Here is a 17,866-nt window from a genome sequence, read left to right as displayed (position 1 = left end):
GTGATGGAACTCTTTGCACCATTCTATTTGGCCCTCGGTAGCGGTTTTCTGGCGTTCAAATTGCTTCGTACAAACGAGCGGACGGTGCGCCTTGGTATTGGAGAAGGCGAGGAGTCCTACCCTTGGCTTTGGTGGGCTGGAGTGGTTGGCGGAACCGCTGGTTTTCTCGTTTTTGCGGCATTCGGCATGCTGCTTGTTGCGGAGAAGGTCTGATGACTCCCCGTCGGCTCACCTATGTCCTTTTCACTCTAGCGGGCGCGGTAGCGCTGCTGGCGGGCTGCCAGCAGGAACCCGATAGCGGCAACGCGACCGCGGCGACGCCGTCTGCGACCCCGAGTGCAACCGGTGTGCGCGCCTTGCCTGAGGCGGAACAGCTCAAGCTCGCCTTCCGCACGACCTATGGCAAGGATGGTGCGGCGCAGGTGCAGGAGGACGATGCCGGGGTCATCAACGTGACGCCGGGTCAGTTGCTGTGGATCGGCGACATTGCGGTGCTGCTGAGCCCCGGGGCGAATGAGTCCGACTGTCATGCCTGTTCGGGGGCGCTGGCGATTGCCTATCTCAAGCCTCAGGGCGACGGCTTCGCGGTGACCGGGAAGTGGCCGACGCTGGTGCGTGGCTCGGGCTGGGGTGCGGAGCCGGAATGGCGGGTGACGAATGAGTTCACCGACAATCCCGCCATCTATGTCGAAAGCGGCGACACCGCGCAGGGCTATTCGTGCGGTGGCGCGTCGATCACCGAATTGAAGCCCGACGGGCCGGTCCAGTCGGAGCGCATCTGGCTGTCGGCGTCAAACGAGGGCGCGGTCGATGAGGCGACCGGCAAGACCTTTGGCGGCGAACCGCTGAGCAAGCTGGAGGGCGAGATCGTCGATATCGTGAAGGGCAAGTCGTTCGCGGTGCAGGCGAGCGGGACGGCGAAGTTCGTCGAACGCTATGAATATCGCGATGGCAAGTTCGTCCCGCTTCAGAAGGAGTCGCGGCTGTCGTGCTGAACCCGGGAATGATGCCATGAAACTCGGCCGCCTCAACCATATCGGCGTTGCGACGCCTTCGATTGCGGACAGCATCGCTTTCTATCGCGACGTGATGGGCGCGGGGACGATCCACGAACCCTTCGACCTGCCCGCGCAGGGGGTGAAGGTGTGCTTCGTCGATACGCCGAATACGCAGATCGAGCTGATCGAGCCGCTGGGCGCGGACTCGCCGATCCACGGGTTTCTGGCAAAGAACCCGGCGGGCGGGCAGCATCATGTCTGTTACGAGGTGCCTGACATCCACGAAGCCAAATCGTGGTTCGAGGCTAGGGGCGCGCGGGTGCTGGGTGAGCCGCGGATCGGGGCGCATGGGACGCCGATCTTCTTCGTCCACCCGCGCGACATGGGCGGGGTGCTGACCGAGATCATGGAAACGCCGAAGGGAGAGGCGCATTGACCGACGAGACCGTCCTTTACAGCCTCGACAGTGGCGTCGCGACGATCCGGCTCAACCGGCCCGACCGGCTGAACGCGGTGACGTTCGACATGCTCGACCTGATCCGCGCGTCGCTGCTGCGCGCGGTGAATGAGGGCGCGCGGGCGGTGCTGCTGACCGGGGAGGGGCGGGCATTCTGTTCGGGCGCGGACCTGGCCGGGCGGATGGATCAGGGGCCGGTCGACCCGGCGGAGAGCCTGGAGTTCCACTACAACCCGCTCGCCGAGACGTTGTCGAAGCTGCCGATCCCGATCGTGACCGCGATCAACGGGCCGGCGGCGGGGGCGGGCGTCGGAATCGCGCTGGGCGGCGATATCGTGGTGATGGCGAAGAGCGCCTATCTGCTGCTGGCATTCAGCAATATCGGGCTGGTGCCCGATTGCGGCGCGACCTGGCTGGTCGCCAAGTCGGCGGGGCGGGCCAAGGCGCTGGAGATGGCGCTGCTGGGCGAGAAGATGTTCGCCGATGACGCCAAGGATGCGGGGCTGGTCGCGCGCGTGGTCGCGGACGATGCGCTGATGGCGGAGGCGGGGAAGCTCGCCGCGACGCTTGCCGCCAAGCCGACTGTCGCGCTGGGCCTGATCCGGGCGCAGGTGAAGGCGGCGCTCAACAACACGCTGTCGGAGACGCTGAGCGTCGAGGCGGCGCATCAGCGCATCGCGGGCAAGACCGAGGATTTCCGCGAAGGCGTGATGGCGTTCCTCGGCAAGCGCGCGCCGGAGTTCAAGGGTAAGTGATGATGACGCTGACGATGTGCCAAGCCTCCCTCTCCGCTTGGGAGAGGGAGGGGGCCCGCCCGGCGCAGCCGGGTGGGAAGGGTGAGGGTGACCTCGCGATCGTCACCCTCACCCTTCCGCCGCTGCGCGGCTCCTTCCCTCTCCCAAAGGGAGAGGGAATTTGACCGACAAGCCCACCCCCGCCGACTGGAAGGCGCTGGCCGACAAGGAAGTGAAGGGCCGCGACCTGACGTGGCGCACGCCGGAGGGGATTGACGTCAAGCCGCTGTATACGGCCGAGGACGTGACCGCCGATCCGGGGCTGCCCGGATTTGCGCCGTTCACGCGCGGGGTGCGGGCGTCGATGTATGCCGGGCGGCCCTGGACGATCCGGCAATATGCGGGCTTTTCGACCGCCGAGGAATCCAACGCCTTCTACCGGCGCAACCTGGCGGCGGGGCAAAAGGGGCTGTCGGTCGCGTTCGATCTGGCGACGCATCGCGGATATGACAGCGACCACCCGCGCGTGACGGGTGACGTCGGCAAGGCGGGCGTGGCGATCGACAGCGTCGAGGATATGAAGATCCTGTTCGACGGCATCCCGCTCGACCAGATGTCGGTTTCCATGACGATGAACGGCGCGGTGATCCCGATCCTCGCTTTCTTCATCGTTGCGGGGGAGGAGCAGGGGGTCGACAAGAGCCTGCTCGACGGGACCATTCAGAACGACATTCTGAAGGAGTTCATGGTCCGCAATACCTATATCTACCCGCCCGAGCCGTCGATGCGGATCATTTCGGACATTTTTGCATATACGTCGGCTAAAATGCCGAAATTCAACAGCATTTCGATCTCCGGCTATCATATGCAGGAGGCCGGGGCGACGCAGGTGCAGGAGCTGGCCTTCACCATCGCCGACGGCATGGAATATGTGAAATACGGCGTCGCGTCAGGCCTCGACATCGACAAGTTCGCCGGGCGGCTCAGCTTCTTCTTCGCAATCGGTATGAACTTCTTCATGGAAGTCGCTAAATTGCGGGCGGCGCGGGTGTTGTGGCATCGCGTGATGACGCAGCTGGGCGCGAAGGACGAGCGCAGCAAGATGCTGCGCACCCACTGCCAGACCAGTGGCGTGTCGCTGACCGAGCAGGACCCGTACAACAACGTCATCCGCACCACGATCGAGGCGATGGCGGCGATGCTGGGCGGGACGCAGAGCCTGCACACCAATGCGCTGGACGAGGCGATCGCGCTGCCGACCGATTTCTCCGCGCGCATCGCCCGCAATACCCAGCTGGTGATCCAGGAAGAGACGGGCATGACCAATGTCGTCGATCCGCTGGGCGGAAGCTACTATGTCGAGGCGCTGACCAACGAGCTGGTCGACAAGGCGTGGGTGATTATCGAGCGGGTCGAGGCCGAGGGCGGGATGGCCAAGGCGGTTGCCGCCGGCTGGCCCAAGGCGATGATCGAGGAAGCAAGCGCCGCCACCGCCGCGCGGATCGACCGCGGCGAGCAGGTGATCGTCGGGGTCAACAAATACCGCAAGGCCGAGGAAGACCCGATCGACATCCTCGACGTCGACAACCATGCCGTGCGCGAGGCGCAGGTGGCGCGGATCGCGCGGGTCAAAGCATCGCGCGATGATGCCGCGTGTCGCGCGGCGCTCGATGCGCTGCGTGAGGGCGCGCGGGGCGATGCCAACCTGCTCGAGCTGGCGGTCGCGGCGGCGCGGCATCGCGCGACGCTGGGCGAGATCAGCCTGGCGATGGAGGATGTGTTCGGCCGACACGGCACGGTGCCGACGCCGGTCAAGGGCGTCTATGGCGGCGCCTATGATGCGGACGCGCGCTGGGAGCGGCTGAAGGACGGCGTCGCCGCGACCGAGCGGAGGCTGGGGCGCAAGCCGCGCATGCTGGTCGCGAAGATGGGGCAAGACGGACATGATCGCGGGGCGAACCTCGTCTCCTCGGCGTTCGGCGACCTTGGGTTCAAGGTCGTGCCCGGCCCGCTGTTCCAGACGCCGCAGGAGGCCGCCGAGCTGGCGGTGGCGGAGGATGTCGACGTTGTCGGCGCGTCGAGCCTTGCCGCGGGGCACAAGACGCTGATCCCCCAGCTGATCGGGCATCTGCGCGACGCGGGGCGGCCTGATATCAAGGTGATCGCGGGCGGAGTGATCCCGGCGCAGGATTATCAGGTGCTGCGCGACGCGGGGGTTCAGGCGATCTTTGGCCCCGGAACGAACCTTGTGAACGCCGCTGAAGAAGTGCTTACGCTGCTCGGCCACAATATGCCGCCCGAAGAGGATGCCGCAGAATGACTGCCCGTACCGACTGGACCCGCGAAGAGATCGCCGCGCTGTTCGACCTGCCGTTCATGGAGCTGGTCTATCAGGCCGCGACCGTGCACCGCGCACACTTCGCGGCCAACGAGGTGCAGCTGTCGACGCTGCTGAGCATCAAGACCGGGGGGTGCCCGGAGGATTGCGGCTACTGCAACCAGTCCACCCATGCCGAGACGGGCCTGAAGGCGACCAAGCTGATGGATGTCCGCGCGGTGCTGCAGGCGGCGGCGCAGGCCAAGGACAATGGCTCGTCGCGCTTTTGCATGGGTGCGGCGTGGCGCAACCCCAAGGACCGCGACATGCCCGCCATCGTCGAGATGGTGAAGGGCGTGCGCCAGATGGGCATGGAAACCTGCATGACTCTGGGCATGCTGACCGAGGGGCAGGCGGCGCAGCTCGCCGATGCGGGGCTGGATTATTACAACCACAATATCGACACCTCGCCCGAGCGTTATGGCGAGGTGATTACCACGCGGACGTTCGAGGACCGGCTGGAAACGCTGGACCATGTGCGCGAGGCGGGGATCAACGTGTGCTGCGGCGGGATCGTCGGGATGGGCGAGACGCGGGCGGATCGCGTCGGCTTTATCCATGCGCTGGCGACGCTGCCCAAGCATCCCGAGAGCGTGCCGGTGAACGCGCTGGTGCCGGTCAAGGGCACGGTGCTGGGTGACATGCTCCATGACACGCCGCTGGCGAAGATCGACCAGATCGAGTTCGTGCGCACGGTCGCGGTGGCGCGGATCACGATGCCGGAATCGATGGTGCGGCTGTCCGCCGGGCGCGAGAGCATGAGCGATGAGACGCAGGCTTTGTGCTTCATGGCCGGGGCGAATTCGATCTTCACCGGCGACAAGCTGCTGACCACCGGCAATGCCGGGGACGACAAGGACGCGGCACTGTTCGCGCGGCTGGGGATGCGGGCGATGCAGGCTGAGATGAAGGCGGAGCTGGAGGCGGCGGAGTGATCTACCGCCATGACGCCTCTGCGAACGCCAATGTCGATCGACGTGCTTCTGAGTTAGATGCAGTTTCTCAGGCTGTCCCCGTATGGGGCAGGGTGGTGCTGGGCATCATTGGTAGCGTTTTGTGGCTTGGTATCGGGGCGATGGCCTACTTCGTTCTGGTCGTGAGCGGGGCCCTATTCACCCCAGGCTACGGTTGGGTTTCGATCCTCGCACTCGTGGTCTGGCTTCTACCGCTGTCGTTGTTGTGGCGCTGGGCGCTTGTTCCTCATCAGGTGGCAAATCCGGAAAGTAAGTTCTGATGTTCAAGAAAATCCTGGTCGCCAATCGCGGCGAGATTGCGTGCCGCGTGTTCCGCACCGCCAAGCGGATGGGGATTGCGACGGTCGCGGTCTATTCCGATGCCGATGCGCGTGCGCCGCATGTGTTGATGGCGGATGAGGCGGTGCGGCTGGGGCCGGCGCCGGCGGCGGAGAGCTATCTCAAGGCGGAGCTGATCCTTGCCGCGGCCAAGGCGACGGGCGCGGACGGGATCCATCCGGGTTACGGATTCCTGTCGGAGCGCGAGAGCTTTGCCAAGGCGTGTGCGGAGGCGGGGATCGCCTTTGTCGGGCCGCCGGCGAATGCGATCGCGGCGATGGGGGACAAGATCGAGTCCAAGAAGCTCGCCAAGGCGGCGGGGGGTCAATGTCGTCCCCGGCTATCTGGGCGAGATCGCCGATACCGACGAGGCGGTGCGGATCGCTACCGATATCGGCTATCCGGTGATGATGAAGGCCTCGGCCGGCGGCGGCGGCAAGGGGATGCGGCTGGCGTGGAGCGAGCAGGACGTTCGCGAGGGCTTTGAGGCGACCAAGCGCGAGGGGCTGGCGTCGTTCGGCGATGATCGCGTGTTCATCGAGAAGTTCATCGAACAGCCGCGCCATATCGAGATCCAGCTGATCGGCGATCAGCATGGCAACATCGTCTATCTGGGCGAGCGCGAATGTTCGATCCAGCGGCGGCACCAGAAGGTGGTCGAGGAAGCGCCCTCGCCCTTCGTCACGCCCGAGATGCGCCGCAAGATGGGCGAGCAGGCGGTCGCGCTGGCGCGGGCGGTTGGATATTACAGCGCGGGCACCGTCGAGCTGATCGTTTCCGGTGCCGACAAGACCGGGGAGGGCTTCTACTTCCTTGAGATGAATACCCGGCTTCAGGTCGAGCATCCGGTAACCGAGGCGATCACGGGGCTCGATCTGGTCGAGCAGATGATCCGCGTGGCGGCGGGGGAGAAGCTGGCGTTCACGCAGGATGAGGTCACGCTGACCGGCTGGGCGATCGAGAACCGCGTCTATGCCGAGGATCCGTATCGCGGGTTCCTGCCGAGCACCGGGCGGTTGGTGCGCTATGCGCCGCCTGAGGCGCAGGAGACGCCCTATGGCGATGTGGGCGGTGAGGGGTACGTCCGGGTCGACGATGGCGTCGTCGAGGGGGGCGAGGTCAGCATGTTCTATGACCCGATGATCGCCAAGCTGATCACCTGGGGTCCGACGCGCGACGCGGCGGCGGATCTGCAGGTGGCTGCGCTCGATGCGTTCGAGATCGACGGGCTTGGCCATAGTGTCGATTTCCTCTCCGCGCTGATGCAGCATCCGCGCTTCCGGTCTGGCGCGCTGACCACCGGGTTCATCGCCGAGGAATATCCCGACGGGTTCGAAGGCGCTCCTGCCGACGCGGGACTGACGCGACAGCTCGCGGCGGTGGCAGCAGCGGTACACTGGCGTCAGGCGGAGCGCGCGGCGCAGATTTCGGGGCAGTTGGGCGCGAATCCGGCGACTTCATGCGACTGGGTGGTGCGGATCGGTGGGATCGACCATGCGGTGACACTGGGCGATGGCGCGGTGGTCGATGACGTGCTGGTTGCGGGCGATATCGAATGGTCGCCAGGCGATCGGCTGGCAGTGGCGCGATCGGGCGATGCTTCGTTAGCGGTGCGGGTTGCACGGACGCGGGCGGGCTGGACGCTGGCCACGCGCGGGGCGACGCACAAGGTGACCGTCCATTCCCCGCGCGTCGCCCAACTGGCGCGGCACATGATCGAGAAGATCCCGCCCGACATGAGCCGCTTCCTGCTCGCGCCGATGCCGGGGCTGCTGACCCGGATCGAGGTGGGCGAAGGCGAGAAGGTGGAGGCCGGACAGCCGCTGGCGGTGGTCGAGGCGATGAAGATGGAGAATATCCTGCGCGCCGAGAAATCGGGCGTGGTCAAGGCGATCAACTTTGCCGCTGGCGACAGCCTGGCGGTGGATGCGGCGATCCTGGAATTCGAGTAAGGCGCGGAGACGCGCTCTCTACGAAGAAACAGAAGAAGACCCTCCCCACCCTCCCGCAAGCGGGAGGGGCTGAGAAGATGCATCAGGCCATTGGCGGGCTTGCGGGCAGCACTACGGTGATGCGCAGGCCGCCGATCGGGGGAGTTGCTCGCCTCGATCCGGCCGTGATGCCCCTCGACGATGGCGCGCGCGGTGGCGAGGCTGCGGCCAGAGCCGCCCGGCGTGTCCTTTGCATTGGCACGGTAAAAGGGCTCGAACAACTGTTGGGCGAGGTCGACGTCGATGCCCGGGGCGTTGTCGTCGACGATCAGTCGCCACGCATCCTTCTGGCTTTCGAGGCCGAGGACGATCCGTCCGCCACGCGGGACATAGCGCATCGAATTTTCGATCAGCGCCCCGAACAACTGCTCGATCCGCTCGGCGTCCCACTTCACCAGGATGGTGTAGGGCGGCAGGTTGCTCGTTTCGAGCCGCACGCCCGCCGCCTCGGCGCGCTTGCCGTGGCTCCAAATCGTGTTGTGGATCAGCGCGCGCGGATCGACATCGGCGAAGCGTAGCGGCAGGCGGCCGAGATCGGCGAGCGCGACCGCGTGGAGGTCCTCGGCCATGCGGGCGAGGCGGTTCTGGTCGGATTCGATCGCCGCCTTGAACTCGGGTTCGGCGGTGAGCGCCTCCTGCAGTTCCGCGAGATGGCCGCCGAGCGAGGCGATCGGCTCGCGCAGCTCCTCGGCGATCATCACCAGCCAGGTGCGGCGCGCGGTCTCGATCCGCTCGAAGCGGTTGGCGATGCGGCGCAGATTGCGCATCGTGCCGACGATCTCACGCGGGCCGTGCTCATCGAAATAGATGTCGCCATCGCCGTCGGCGACCTCATGACTGAGGCGCAGCAGCTCACGCTGCGGCTTCGCCCAGCGCCCGGCGAGCCAATAGGCCGCGCCAAGCAACAGGGCGAGGACGCCTGCCAAGATCGCGCCAATGCCGATATAATGGTCGCGCATCAGCGTGCGGTCGCGGTCGGTCAACAGCGGCGGGCGAACGACGCGCGCGCGCGCAACGGTGCGGCCATCGACCACCACAGGACGCTCGACCAGCGCGGGGCCGGCGGCGGGGCCGGCGAGAAGGCGATCGCCATCGCCGACAAATGCAACGCGATTACCGAGGATCAGGGGGTCGCGGCGGTCGAGGTCGGCGATGATCCGGTCGAATGGCTTGCCCGCCGCCGCCGCTTCACCAGCGAGCGCGGCAAATGTCTCGAGATGCTCGGCGTCGCGATTGCGCAGCAACCGTTCGCTGCTGGTATGGACGTTCCACAGCAGGCCCCCGCCCGCCACGGCCACGATCAGCAATGCCTGCGCCGCCAGCGCCGTGAACATGCCCCGAAACAACCGCACCTTTGTCTCCCCATTCCGGCCGCCCCCACGGCCGTTCAAACTCTATTCGATCCCGGCATCGAGCGAATCGAGGATTCGTCCGCCGGCCATGAACACCGCGATGGGGCAGAGCGCGAAAAGCACCCATCCGCCCCAGCCCGGATATTGCTCCAGATAATGCGTCCCGCGGTCGACCGCCCCCAGCCCGAGACCATAGATGACGAGGAACGCCTCGAATCGGGTCTTGATCGTGAACAGGCGTTTGATGCGCGCGAACATGCTAGCCTTAACGCAAGAGCCGGGCCAAGTGCGGAATTGGCGGGGTTCGGGTTAAGGCTTATGGTTACCTGTCAATTAACCCGACAGCTCCGAAGGCGCGATCGCAAGGGCTCCGAGTAAAGCTGTTCGGGCCGCTTCGACGCGTGCGATGAGCGTGGGATCGCCAATCTCGTCCTGAGCGATCCGTTCGGGCCAGTGCGCCTCGATCACTGCGGCAATCCGGTCGAGCTTGGTGGCATCGACGAGAAAGCGGGGATCGACCGTCGCGGGATCGGCGACGACGCGCAGGCGCAGGCAGGCGGGGCCGCCGCCATTGGCCATCGACTGGCGGACATCGACCACCTCCAGATGGCGGATCGGGCCATTGCCGGCGACATGGCGCTGGAGCCAGGTCCACACGCTGGGCGTGTCGCGCGCCTCGGTCGGCAGGATGAGGCCGGTCTCGCCGCCGGGCAGCGTCACCAGCTGGGCGTTGAACAGATAGGAGCTGATCGCATCGGCCAGGCTGACTTCAGCTGCGGGTACTTCGACGATCTCGACGCGCGGCAGCAGCTTGCGCAGATCAGCGTAGAACGCATTCTTGTCCGCAAAGGCCAGTTCGTGCGCGAACAGGACATTGGCGTTCGCGACCGCGACGACGTCGTTGTGGAAGGCACCAGCGGCGATGGCTTCTTCCGATTGCTCGACGAACAAGGTGCGGGCGGGGTCGAGACCGTGGCGGCGCGCGACCGCCGCGCTGGCCTCGCGATGCTGGCGCGCGGGGAAGGGGCCACCGCTGACGCCATAGACGAAGATTTCGACGCCGGGTGCATCATGCTCCGGGGCGAGGCGCATATGGTTGGCAGCACCTTCGTCGCCGAACGGGGCGGGGACTGGGCCGTGCACGCGGAAGGCGTCATGCGCAAATGCGAGGTCCAGTTGGGCGAGGGTTTCGGGCCATTCATGGCTGCGATGCGGCATCGTCACGAGGTTGGCGACGCTGAGGTGGCAGCGTCCGTCCGCCGTGTCTGGCGCGGGGGAGACGGTGGCGGCGTTGGCGGCCCACATCGCGGAGGCGGACAGCGCCTGCGCCTGAAGATGCGCCGCGGCGTCGGCGTAGCGGGTGGCGAGACTGTCCAGCCAGCGATGATCGGGGCGGGCGTGGGGCAGTAATATGCCCTGGGTCAGCCCGAGCGCGAGGTTGGCGCGCATCTTGGCGATGCCCTGCAGCGCGGCGGCGCGAGGTTGCGACACCGCGCCCTGATTGCGGGTGGCGGCTAGGTTGCCGTGGCTCAGGCCCGCGTAGTTGTGGCTGGGGCCGATGATTCCGTCGAAATTGATCTCAACGCGGGGCATGGTGGACCTGCTGGCCGGGTTGGACGTTGAGCAAGGCAGCGGCGGCGGGATCGAGCGTTGCGCCCGTGTCGGACCGGCCGATCCGGCCGTGGCACGCGCGGAAGTCGGCGAGCTGGCCGCGCGCGATGATGCTTGCGTCGCCCCCCGGAGCCAGCGCGGCAACCGCTTCGGCGCGGCAGTCGCGGATCGTCATCACATTGTCGGTGCGCGCGGTCATGGTCGGGCCGCCGTCGAAAATGTCGATGTAATTCTCGAACGCGAAGCCTTCATGCTCCAGCATCCGCATTGCCGCGCGGCCCGAGGGGTGGGGGACGCCGATCACACTGCGCGCATGGTCGGTCAGCATCGCGGTATAGACCGGGTGGCGCGGCATCAGGTCGGCGATGAACTGGTTGCCGTGGATCGCGTTGAACTCGTCCGCCTGCTGGAAATTCATCCCGAAGAAGCGGCCCGCGACCCCGTCCCAGAAGGGCGATCCGCCCGCCTCGTCGATCACGCCGCGCAGTTCGGCAAGGATGCGGTCGGCGAAGCGCGCACGGTGCATCGCGATGAACAGATAGCGGCTGCGCGCGAGCAACATACCGAGGCCCCCCGGCGCGTTCGCCGGGGTGGAGGAACAGCCCGCCGACCTCGCTCGATCCTTCGAGGTCGTTGACCAGGTTGAGGATTTCGGCGCGAAAGGTGCGATTGAGCGCCTCGCTATGCTTGGTCACCGTACCGATGCGGTAGGAATAGAAGGGCCAGCGCTGGCCGACCTGGGTGAATATCTGGCAGGTGCCGCGCACCTCCTGCGTGTCGGTGTTTTCGAGCACGAGGACGAACAGTTCGTCCTTCTTGGCATCGTCGGTACGCGCAAAGGCTTCGGCGCTGCGTTCGAGCTTGGCCTTCAGCGCCGGTTTCTCAGGCGGGAGATTGGTGAAGCCGCCGCCGGTGAGCTTCGCCATCTCATAGAGATGCTGGAGGTCGTCGGCGCGGGCGGGGCGGATGATGAAGGTCATACGCCACCCTTTTCGATGATGCGCAGGATGGTCAGCGCGGACAATGCCGCGCGTTCGGGCAGGCTGTCGGGGATCAGAAATTCCTCCTGCGAATGAATGGCGCCACCACGTGCGCCCATCGTATCGACGACGGGGACGCCGCACGCGGCGATGTTGTTGCCGTCGCACACCCCGCCGGTGGCCTTCCAGGCGACGGGGATGTCGAGATCGGCACCGGCCTGCTTGACCAGACCGAACAGCCGCTCGGCGCCGGGGTCGAGCGGCTTGGGCGGGCGGTTGAAGCCGCCATGGACATGGACCGCGACGTCGTGCGCGGTGGCGATGCTCTCAGCGAGGGCATGGACCGCTGCTCCGGCGCGCTGGATGGCGTCGGGCGAGGCGGGGCGGAAATTGACGCGCAGGATGGCGAGATCGGGGACGACATTGTTCGGTCCGCCCCCCTCGATCCGCGCCGGGTTGACCGACAAGTCATCGGTCATCAACTGGGACAGGCGCAGCGCGAGATCGGCCGCAGCGACAAGTGCGTTGCGTCCGTCGCGTGGGTTGCGGCCGGCATGGGCGCTGCGTCCGCGCACGACGATCGAGAAATTGCCGGTCCCACCACGCGCGCCCGCCAGCGTGCCATCGGGGAGCGCGGGTTCGTAGGTGAGCGCGGCAACCTTGTTCTTCGCGGCCTGAGCGATCAGCGCAGCGGAGGCGAAGGATCCGGTTTCCTCGTCGGAGTTGATGACGACTTCATAGCCGAAGCGTGCTGAGGCGGGGGTGGCCTCGACCGCGCGCAGGGCGGCGAGCATAAGCGACAGCCCGCCCTTCATGTCTGCGGCGCCGGGGGCATTCAGGCTGCCATCGGGCAGCCAGGTCGCGGTCTGGAAGGGGTGATCGGCGGGGAACACCGTGTCCATGTGGCCAGTGAACAGCATCTGCACCGGTGCATCGGGACGCACGCGCAGGTGGAGGTGGCGGCCATCGGACAGTGACTGGGCCGTGCCGCTGGTGTCGACCATCTCGACCGGGGCGGGCTCGACCAGCGCCAGCTCGCCGGGCAAGGCGGCGAACGCATCGGCGAGCAAATCCGCCATCGTCGCCAAGCCGGTCAGGTTGCGCGTGCCGCTGTTGACCGCGACCCAGCGTTCGACCTGCGCCAGCATCGGCGCGGCGCGGGCCGCCTCGACGGCGGCGGCTTCGATTGCGGTCAGCCCCATGCAGGGGGTGTATCGGCTCCCGCGCGTCGGGTGAACCCCTTGTGGCCGGAAAAGTAACAATAGTTACGAGTTAGAACAATCGCGTGAGCATGTAGAACAGCGCGCCGACTGCAGCCGAGGCGGGGATGGTGATGACCCATGCCGCGATCACATTCTGCGCGACGCCCCAGCGCACGGCACTGGCACGCCGAGCGGTTCCTGCGCCGATGATGCTGCCGGTGATGGTGTGGGTGGTCGAAACCGGAATGCCGAGCAGCGAGGCGGTGAACACCATGATCGACCCGCCGGTCGACGCGCTGAACCCCTGATGCTGCGACAATTTTGTGATCCGCGTTCCCATCGTTTCGATGATCTTCCACCCGCCGGATAACGTCCCCAACGCGATTGCGATGTAGCAGGCGATGGCGACCCAGTGCGGCACATGGAATTCGCCCGAGAGATAGCCGGTCGAATAGAGCAGCACGGTGATGATCCCCATCGTCTTTTGCGCGTCGTTGAGGCCGTGCGCGGTCGAATAGGCAGCGGAGGAGACGAGATGGAGCCAGCGGAAGCTCTTCTCTGCGTTGCGGTTGCCGACGCGGTGGAGCGCCCAGCTCGACATCAGCATCACCAGCATCGCCAGCAGCATGCCGAGCAGCGGCGACAGCACGATAGCGATCAGCGTCTTGTTGAGGCCGCTCCACTGGATGCCGGTGAAGCCGGCATGCGCGACGCCCGCGCCGACGATGCCGCCGACGAGCGCGTGGCTAGACGAGGAGGGAATGCCCTTCCACCAGGTGACGACGTTCCAGAACATCGCGCCGACCAGCGCGCCGAACACGACGGCGGGGGTGACCAGATCCTTGTCGATCAGCCCCTTGCCGATCGTCTCCGCCACCTTGTGCAACTCGGGCCAGGCGAGGGTGAGGAAATAGGCGGCGAAGTTGAAGAAGGCGGCGAATCCGACGGCCTGTACCGGGCCGAGCAGCCGCGTGGCGACGACCGTAGCGATCGAATTGGCGGCGTCGTGGAGGCCGTTCAAGAAGTCAAACGCCAGCGCGAGGATGATCAGGCCGACGAGCAGCGGGAAAGCGAGTTCGTGCATGGGATGCGATCAGGCGTGGTCGATGACGATGCCGTCGATCTCGTTCGCGACATCCTCGAGCGCGTCGGTAATCCGCTCGAGATGCTTGTAGATCTCGCGCGCGATGAAGAATTTCATCGGATCGTCGCCATAGGTCTTGAATGCGCGGCGGACGCCGGCGTCGTGGATGTCGTCGGCATGGCCCTCCATCCGCACCAGGCGCTCGGTCAACTCGTGCAGGCGCACGCCGTTCTTCGCGACATCCCGCAGCAGCGGCATCGCTTCGGCAGTCAGCCGCGCGGCATCGACAATGATGGCGACGATGTCACGCATTTCGGGCTCGAACGCATCGACCTCATACAGGTCGACCGCAGCGGCGGCGGCCTGCATTTCGTCGATCGCGTCGTCCATCGCACCGATCAGGCTGGTGATCGCGCTGCGGTCGAACGGGGTCAGGAAAGTCTTGCGGACCGTCTGCAGCACCTCACGGATGATGCCGTCCGCATCATGCTCACGCTCCATGATCTCACGGATATGGTCCTGCGTCGGGCCTGCGCCCTGGAACAAGCGCGATAGCGCGTCAGCGGCGGCGGTGATCGTTACCGCATGCGCCTCGAACAGATCGAAGAAATTTCCGGTCTTGGGAAGAAGGCGCTGAAACCACGCAAACATTTGACTTGCTTTCGATCTTTGCGCGACGACGGCGAGCATGCTCGTCCGCCGCGCGGCGGCATTGAATTCGGTTGGGCCGAAGCTGCGGATCAGGTCGCTGAGATCGGGTTCGTCGACCGCGTCGGCCGCCTCCTCCAGCGTGAACCAGCGGCGTTCGCGCTGGTCCTGTTCCTTCCAGCGGGCGAGTTCTTCGGTGACGGCGAGCGGGAATACCTCGACATCGGCCATCAGGTGCGCGCCATTGCCGCGCCGCTTGCGATAGCGATAGGCGCCGATCGGCGTGGGGCAGGCTGCGCCGACGACTCCTGCCTCTTCCTTGGCCTCTTCGGCGGCGGCGAGGTGTGGCGGTGTGCCGTTCGCGACATTGCCCTTGGGGATCACCCAGCGACCGGTGCCGCGCGACGTGACGAGCATCACGCGAACGGGGGCATCAATGGCGGTCCCTTCGGTACGATAGGGCAGGGCGGCGATCTGGCGAATGGCGATGGCTCCGGGTTGCGGCCCGATGCCCGATTTCGCCGAATGTTACAATCTTGTGAAGTTACTGTGACAGTCATTTGCTGTGTTCAGCTTCGCTGAAACGTCAGCGGCCGGCTCCCCCGCCCGGCCACCTATAGGATGCTGGCGCTGGGTGACCGGGTGGGGAAGCGGTCGGTGCCGAAAGCGACCTAGAAGTCCACCAGCAGTGACGCGCGTGTCGTAGTATCCGTCGACTTGCGCCCGTTCGGCGGCGCGCTTTCATAGTTCACCGCATAGGACATCTGGGTCGAGAAGGGGCCGAACAGCTTCACGCGCAATGCCGACTTGCCCGTGATCGTGCTGTTCTGCTGCTCGACGAACGCCGACGCATCCTGACTGAAGGTGACGCCCTTGCTCAACTTCCAGTCGAGGTCGATCTTGCCGCGCGCTGCGATCTGGCGTTCAGTCGCAGCGGTGATGAAATCGGTATAGCGAAACGCCGGGCCGATTTCGAGATCCAGAGTCAGCGCCGGAGATTTGACCGCCGAGTAGCCTGCCCCTGCCGACACCGAATAGCGTTCGTCAAATCCCAGGAACCGATCGCTCTCGAACTGCGCCGCGCCATAGACATAGGCGCGGTCGTCGATCTTCCAGTTGGGTTCATAGGCAGCGAGATAGCGTTCGCGCACCGTTCGCCCGAACGTCTCCTGATAATCGGCCTGGATCCGCAGCTTGTGGCGCCAGCGGAGCGCTTCGCGCTTCAAGTCGACAATGCCGGTGAGGCCCAGCGTTTCTGTGTTGCCAGTGGTGAAGTAGCCGCCCAGTTCGGCGCGCCCCTTGATCAGGTCGAGGAACTTGGCCTCGCGGATGCGGCGTTCGGCAGCCTCGCGTCGTTCGCGCTTCCAGGTCGCGGCTGCCTTCTCGAATTGCGCGGCGCGCTCCTTGTCGGCGGCCTTGGCATATTTGACGATCGCATTGACCGCGCCCTCGTCGCCCGCCTTCATCGCGGCGTCGAGCATCGCCTTCACCTCCGACGAGCGTTCGACCGATTGGTTTGGCGGCGGCGGGGGAGCCTCCTGCGGCGCGGATGCGGTTACGTCTGCGTTGGCAAGTAGCAGCGGAGCGAGCAAAAGGGGGAGGAGGCGGCGCATGTAACCGGTTACTACCCTTTCTTGGTTAAGGAATCGAGTGCTGCACTGCATCAATCGACCTCTAGCCCAAGAGGTTGGGCGAAAATGTGGAGCAGACGGACATACAGGTCGCGTTTGAACGGGACGATCACATCGGGCAGCTCGCGCGGCTCAAGCCAGCGCCAGGCACGGAATTCCGGCTCGGCGGTGGCGATGTCGATCGCCTCGTCCCCTGCGGTCAGGCGGAACAGGAACCAGCGCTGGCGCTGGCCGCGCCATTTGCCCTTCCACACCTTGCCCAGCAGGTCGTCGGGCAGATCGTACTCCAGTTCGATCTCGGGCGCGGCGAGCAGTTCGACATGGTTGCGGGCGACGCCGGTTTCCTCCCATAGCTCGCGATAGGCGGCATCGAGCGGGTCTTCGCCCGGATCGATCCCGCCCTGCGGCATTTGCCATGCCTCCAGCGTCGAATCGAGACGCTGGCCGACGAACACCTGACCTTGCCTGTTGAGCAGGATGACCCCGGCGCAGGGGCGATAGGGAAGCGCGTCGCGGTCGATCATGCCGCCGCCTGGATCATCACGCGGTTCGCCTCGGCCTCGGTCAGCAATGCGCGGAAGGCGACGAGCATCCCGGCGACGTCGCCTTGCGCTGAAGGAATGGCGCGGCGCAAGGTGATGAAGCCGTGGATATTGCCTACCGCCTCGCGGAACACGACCGGCACGCCTGCCGCCGCCAGCGCTCCGGCATAGGCGCGGCCCTGATCCCGGATTGGATCGAGGCTGGCGGTGATGACCAGTGCCGGGGGCAACCCCTCCAGCGTTGCATGGCGCATCGGCGAGGCGCGCGGGTGCGCGACATCGGCGGCATAGCATTCGTTAAACCACGCCATGCCCTTGGCGGTGAGCAGATAGCCCTCCGCGAAGTGATCGGCGGAGGGGTAGCTGCCCCCGAAATCCGCGGCGGGATAGATCAGCAACTGGCCGATCACCGGCACGGCGGCGGGTGCGTCGCGCAGGTCGCTCGCGGCGACCGCGGCGATCTGTCCGCCCGCGCTGTCGCCCGCGAGCGCGATGCTGGTCACCGCGCGGCCGAGTTCGGCGGGGTTGGAGGCGACCCAGCGCGCCGCTGCCTCGCAATCGTCGGACGCTGCGGGCCAGGGATTTTCGGGAGCGAGGCGATAGTCGACCGAGACGACGGGAAGGTCGAGCAGGCGGCTCATCTCGGCGGTGAAGCTCGCATGGCTGTCGATATTGCCGATGACGAAGCCGCCGCCGTGGAAGAAGACCACGACCGGGCCGGGTTCGCGCTTCTCGCGCACATCGAACAGGCGGGCGGGTATATCTCCGGCGGGCCCAGGGATGGTGAGGTCCTTGACCGTCGCGAGCTCACCTAGCGGCAGATCGACCATATCCTTCATCGCCAGATATTGCGCGCGATAGGCGGCGGGGTGGGGCGGCCAAGGCATTTCCGGCATCGCGGCCAGCATGTCGAGAAAAGCGCGGGTGTCGGGACGGACGAAATGGTCGGCCAAGGAAGGTCTCCTGT

At 66.0% G+C, this 17,866-nt stretch carries 15 protein-coding genes and 3 pseudogenes; 8 read left to right on the top strand and 10 right to left on the bottom strand.

All coding sequences use genetic code 11. The annotated features are described in order from the left end of the window. Window positions 1-3 precede the first annotated feature (3 nt). The 8 genes and pseudogenes from LRS12_RS18185 (at window position 4) to LRS12_RS18150 (ending at window position 7,810) form a co-directional block, all read left to right on the top strand. On the top strand, window positions 4-213 hold the full coding sequence (locus LRS12_RS18185; RefSeq protein ID WP_257845896.1) for a hypothetical protein: 210 nt from the start codon (window positions 4-6) through the stop codon (window positions 211-213). Further along, window positions 213-995 (top strand): hypothetical protein, encoded by a 783-nt coding sequence (locus LRS12_RS18180; RefSeq protein WP_257845895.1) that lies wholly within the window; start codon window positions 213-215, stop codon window positions 993-995. The genes LRS12_RS18185 and LRS12_RS18180 overlap by 1 nt, the downstream gene beginning before the upstream one ends. A 16-nt stretch (window positions 996-1,011) precedes the next feature. Further along, window positions 1,012-1,434, top strand: a complete 423-nt coding sequence (gene mce, locus LRS12_RS18175) for a methylmalonyl-CoA epimerase (RefSeq protein WP_257845894.1) — start codon at window positions 1,012-1,014, stop codon at window positions 1,432-1,434. Then, window positions 1,431-2,210 carry an enoyl-CoA hydratase-related protein gene (locus LRS12_RS18170; RefSeq protein WP_257845893.1) on the top strand — a complete coding sequence of 260 codons (780 nt, stop codon included), beginning with the start codon at window positions 1,431-1,433 and terminating at the stop codon, window positions 2,208-2,210. Before mce ends, LRS12_RS18170 begins: the two co-directional genes overlap by 4 nt. Before the next feature lie 160 nt (window positions 2,211-2,370). Continuing rightward, window positions 2,371-4,509 (top strand): methylmalonyl-CoA mutase, encoded by a 2,139-nt coding sequence (gene scpA / locus LRS12_RS18165; RefSeq protein WP_257845892.1) that lies wholly within the window; start codon window positions 2,371-2,373, stop codon window positions 4,507-4,509. Next, window positions 4,506-5,501, top strand: coding sequence for a biotin synthase BioB (gene bioB, locus LRS12_RS18160; protein ID WP_257845891.1), 996 nt, complete (start codon window positions 4,506-4,508; stop codon window positions 5,499-5,501). Before scpA ends, bioB begins: the two co-directional genes overlap by 4 nt. Beyond that, the gene (locus LRS12_RS18155; protein WP_257845890.1) at window positions 5,498-5,800 is read left to right on the top strand and encodes a hypothetical protein; all 303 of its coding nucleotides are present in this window, start codon (window positions 5,498-5,500) and stop codon (window positions 5,798-5,800) included. The genes bioB and LRS12_RS18155 overlap by 4 nt, the downstream gene beginning before the upstream one ends. Beyond that, a pseudogene (locus LRS12_RS18150) lies at window positions 5,800-7,810 on the top strand (biotin carboxylase N-terminal domain-containing protein). Before LRS12_RS18155 ends, LRS12_RS18150 begins: the two are co-directional and overlap by 1 nt. Window positions 7,811-8,001: 191 nt before the next feature. Here LRS12_RS18150 and LRS12_RS20470 read toward each other — a convergent pair. From LRS12_RS20470 to LRS12_RS18100, 10 genes and pseudogenes are all read right to left on the bottom strand, one after another. After that, window positions 8,002-8,187, bottom strand: a pseudogene (locus LRS12_RS20470) (sensor histidine kinase); the annotation flags it as partial. Window positions 8,188-9,243: 1,056 nt separating this feature from the next. Continuing rightward, window positions 9,244-9,459 carry a hypothetical protein gene (locus LRS12_RS18140; RefSeq protein WP_257845889.1) on the bottom strand — a complete coding sequence of 72 codons (216 nt, stop codon included), beginning with the start codon at window positions 9,457-9,459 and terminating at the stop codon, window positions 9,244-9,246. A gap of 75 nt (window positions 9,460-9,534) precedes the next feature. Further along, a complete protein-coding gene (locus LRS12_RS18135; RefSeq protein ID WP_257845888.1) occupies window positions 9,535-10,794 on the bottom strand; it encodes an N-succinylarginine dihydrolase in 1,260 nt (419 codons plus the stop codon). Next, window positions 10,781-11,792: pseudogene (locus LRS12_RS18130) on the bottom strand (arginine N-succinyltransferase). The gene LRS12_RS18135 and the pseudogene LRS12_RS18130 overlap by 14 nt, the downstream one beginning before the upstream one ends. After that, a complete protein-coding gene (locus LRS12_RS18125; protein WP_257845887.1) occupies window positions 11,789-12,994 on the bottom strand; it encodes a hydrolase in 1,206 nt (401 codons plus the stop codon). The pseudogene LRS12_RS18130 and the gene LRS12_RS18125 overlap by 4 nt, the downstream one beginning before the upstream one ends. 70 nt (window positions 12,995-13,064) lie before the next feature. Continuing rightward, window positions 13,065-14,078: an inorganic phosphate transporter gene (locus LRS12_RS18120; protein WP_257845886.1), complete on the bottom strand. Its 1,014-nt coding sequence runs from the start codon at window positions 14,076-14,078 to the stop codon at window positions 13,065-13,067. A gap of 9 nt (window positions 14,079-14,087) precedes the next feature. Continuing rightward, window positions 14,088-15,146, bottom strand: a complete 1,059-nt coding sequence (locus tag LRS12_RS18115; RefSeq protein ID WP_257845885.1) for a DUF47 family protein — start codon at window positions 15,144-15,146, stop codon at window positions 14,088-14,090. A gap of 251 nt (window positions 15,147-15,397) precedes the next feature. Beyond that, a complete protein-coding gene (locus LRS12_RS18110) occupies window positions 15,398-16,339 on the bottom strand; it encodes a YdiY family protein (RefSeq protein ID WP_257845884.1) in 942 nt (313 codons plus the stop codon). Between the two features lie 50 nt (window positions 16,340-16,389). Continuing rightward, window positions 16,390-16,881, bottom strand: a complete 492-nt coding sequence (locus tag LRS12_RS18105) for an RNA pyrophosphohydrolase (RefSeq protein ID WP_257845883.1) — start codon at window positions 16,879-16,881, stop codon at window positions 16,390-16,392. Next, window positions 16,878-17,852: an alpha/beta hydrolase gene (locus LRS12_RS18100; RefSeq protein WP_374581542.1), complete on the bottom strand. Its 975-nt coding sequence runs from the start codon at window positions 17,850-17,852 to the stop codon at window positions 16,878-16,880. The genes LRS12_RS18105 and LRS12_RS18100 overlap by 4 nt, the downstream gene beginning before the upstream one ends. Window positions 17,853-17,866 lie beyond the last annotated feature (14 nt).

The organism is Sphingomonas sp. J344 (genome assembly GCF_024700005.1).
In the GTDB taxonomy this organism is placed as follows: domain Bacteria; phylum Pseudomonadota; class Alphaproteobacteria; order Sphingomonadales; family Sphingomonadaceae; genus Sphingomonas.
This window is presented reverse-complemented; position numbering and strand designations above follow the sequence as displayed.

Coding starts and splice junctions, on each gene's coding strand:
- LRS12_RS18185 (WP_257845896.1), top strand. CDS start 4: ATGGAACTCTTTGCACCATTCTATTTGGCCCTCGGTAGCGGTTTTCTG.
- LRS12_RS18180 (WP_257845895.1), top strand. CDS start 213: ATGACTCCCCGTCGGCTCACCTATGTCCTTTTCACTCTAGCGGGCGCG.
- mce (WP_257845894.1), top strand. CDS start 1,012: ATGAAACTCGGCCGCCTCAACCATATCGGCGTTGCGACGCCTTCGATT.
- bioB (WP_257845891.1), top strand. CDS start 4,506: ATGACTGCCCGTACCGACTGGACCCGCGAAGAGATCGCCGCGCTGTTC.
- LRS12_RS18140 (WP_257845889.1), bottom strand. CDS start 9,459: ATGTTCGCGCGCATCAAACGCCTGTTCACGATCAAGACCCGATTCGAG.
- LRS12_RS18135 (WP_257845888.1), bottom strand. CDS start 10,794: ATGCCCCGCGTTGAGATCAATTTCGACGGAATCATCGGCCCCAGCCAC.
- LRS12_RS18125 (WP_257845887.1), bottom strand. CDS start 12,994: ATGGGGCTGACCGCAATCGAAGCCGCCGCCGTCGAGGCGGCCCGCGCC.
- LRS12_RS18120 (WP_257845886.1), bottom strand. CDS start 14,078: ATGCACGAACTCGCTTTCCCGCTGCTCGTCGGCCTGATCATCCTCGCG.
- LRS12_RS18110 (WP_257845884.1), bottom strand. CDS start 16,339: ATGCGCCGCCTCCTCCCCCTTTTGCTCGCTCCGCTGCTACTTGCCAAC.
- LRS12_RS18105 (WP_257845883.1), bottom strand. CDS start 16,881: ATGATCGACCGCGACGCGCTTCCCTATCGCCCCTGCGCCGGGGTCATC.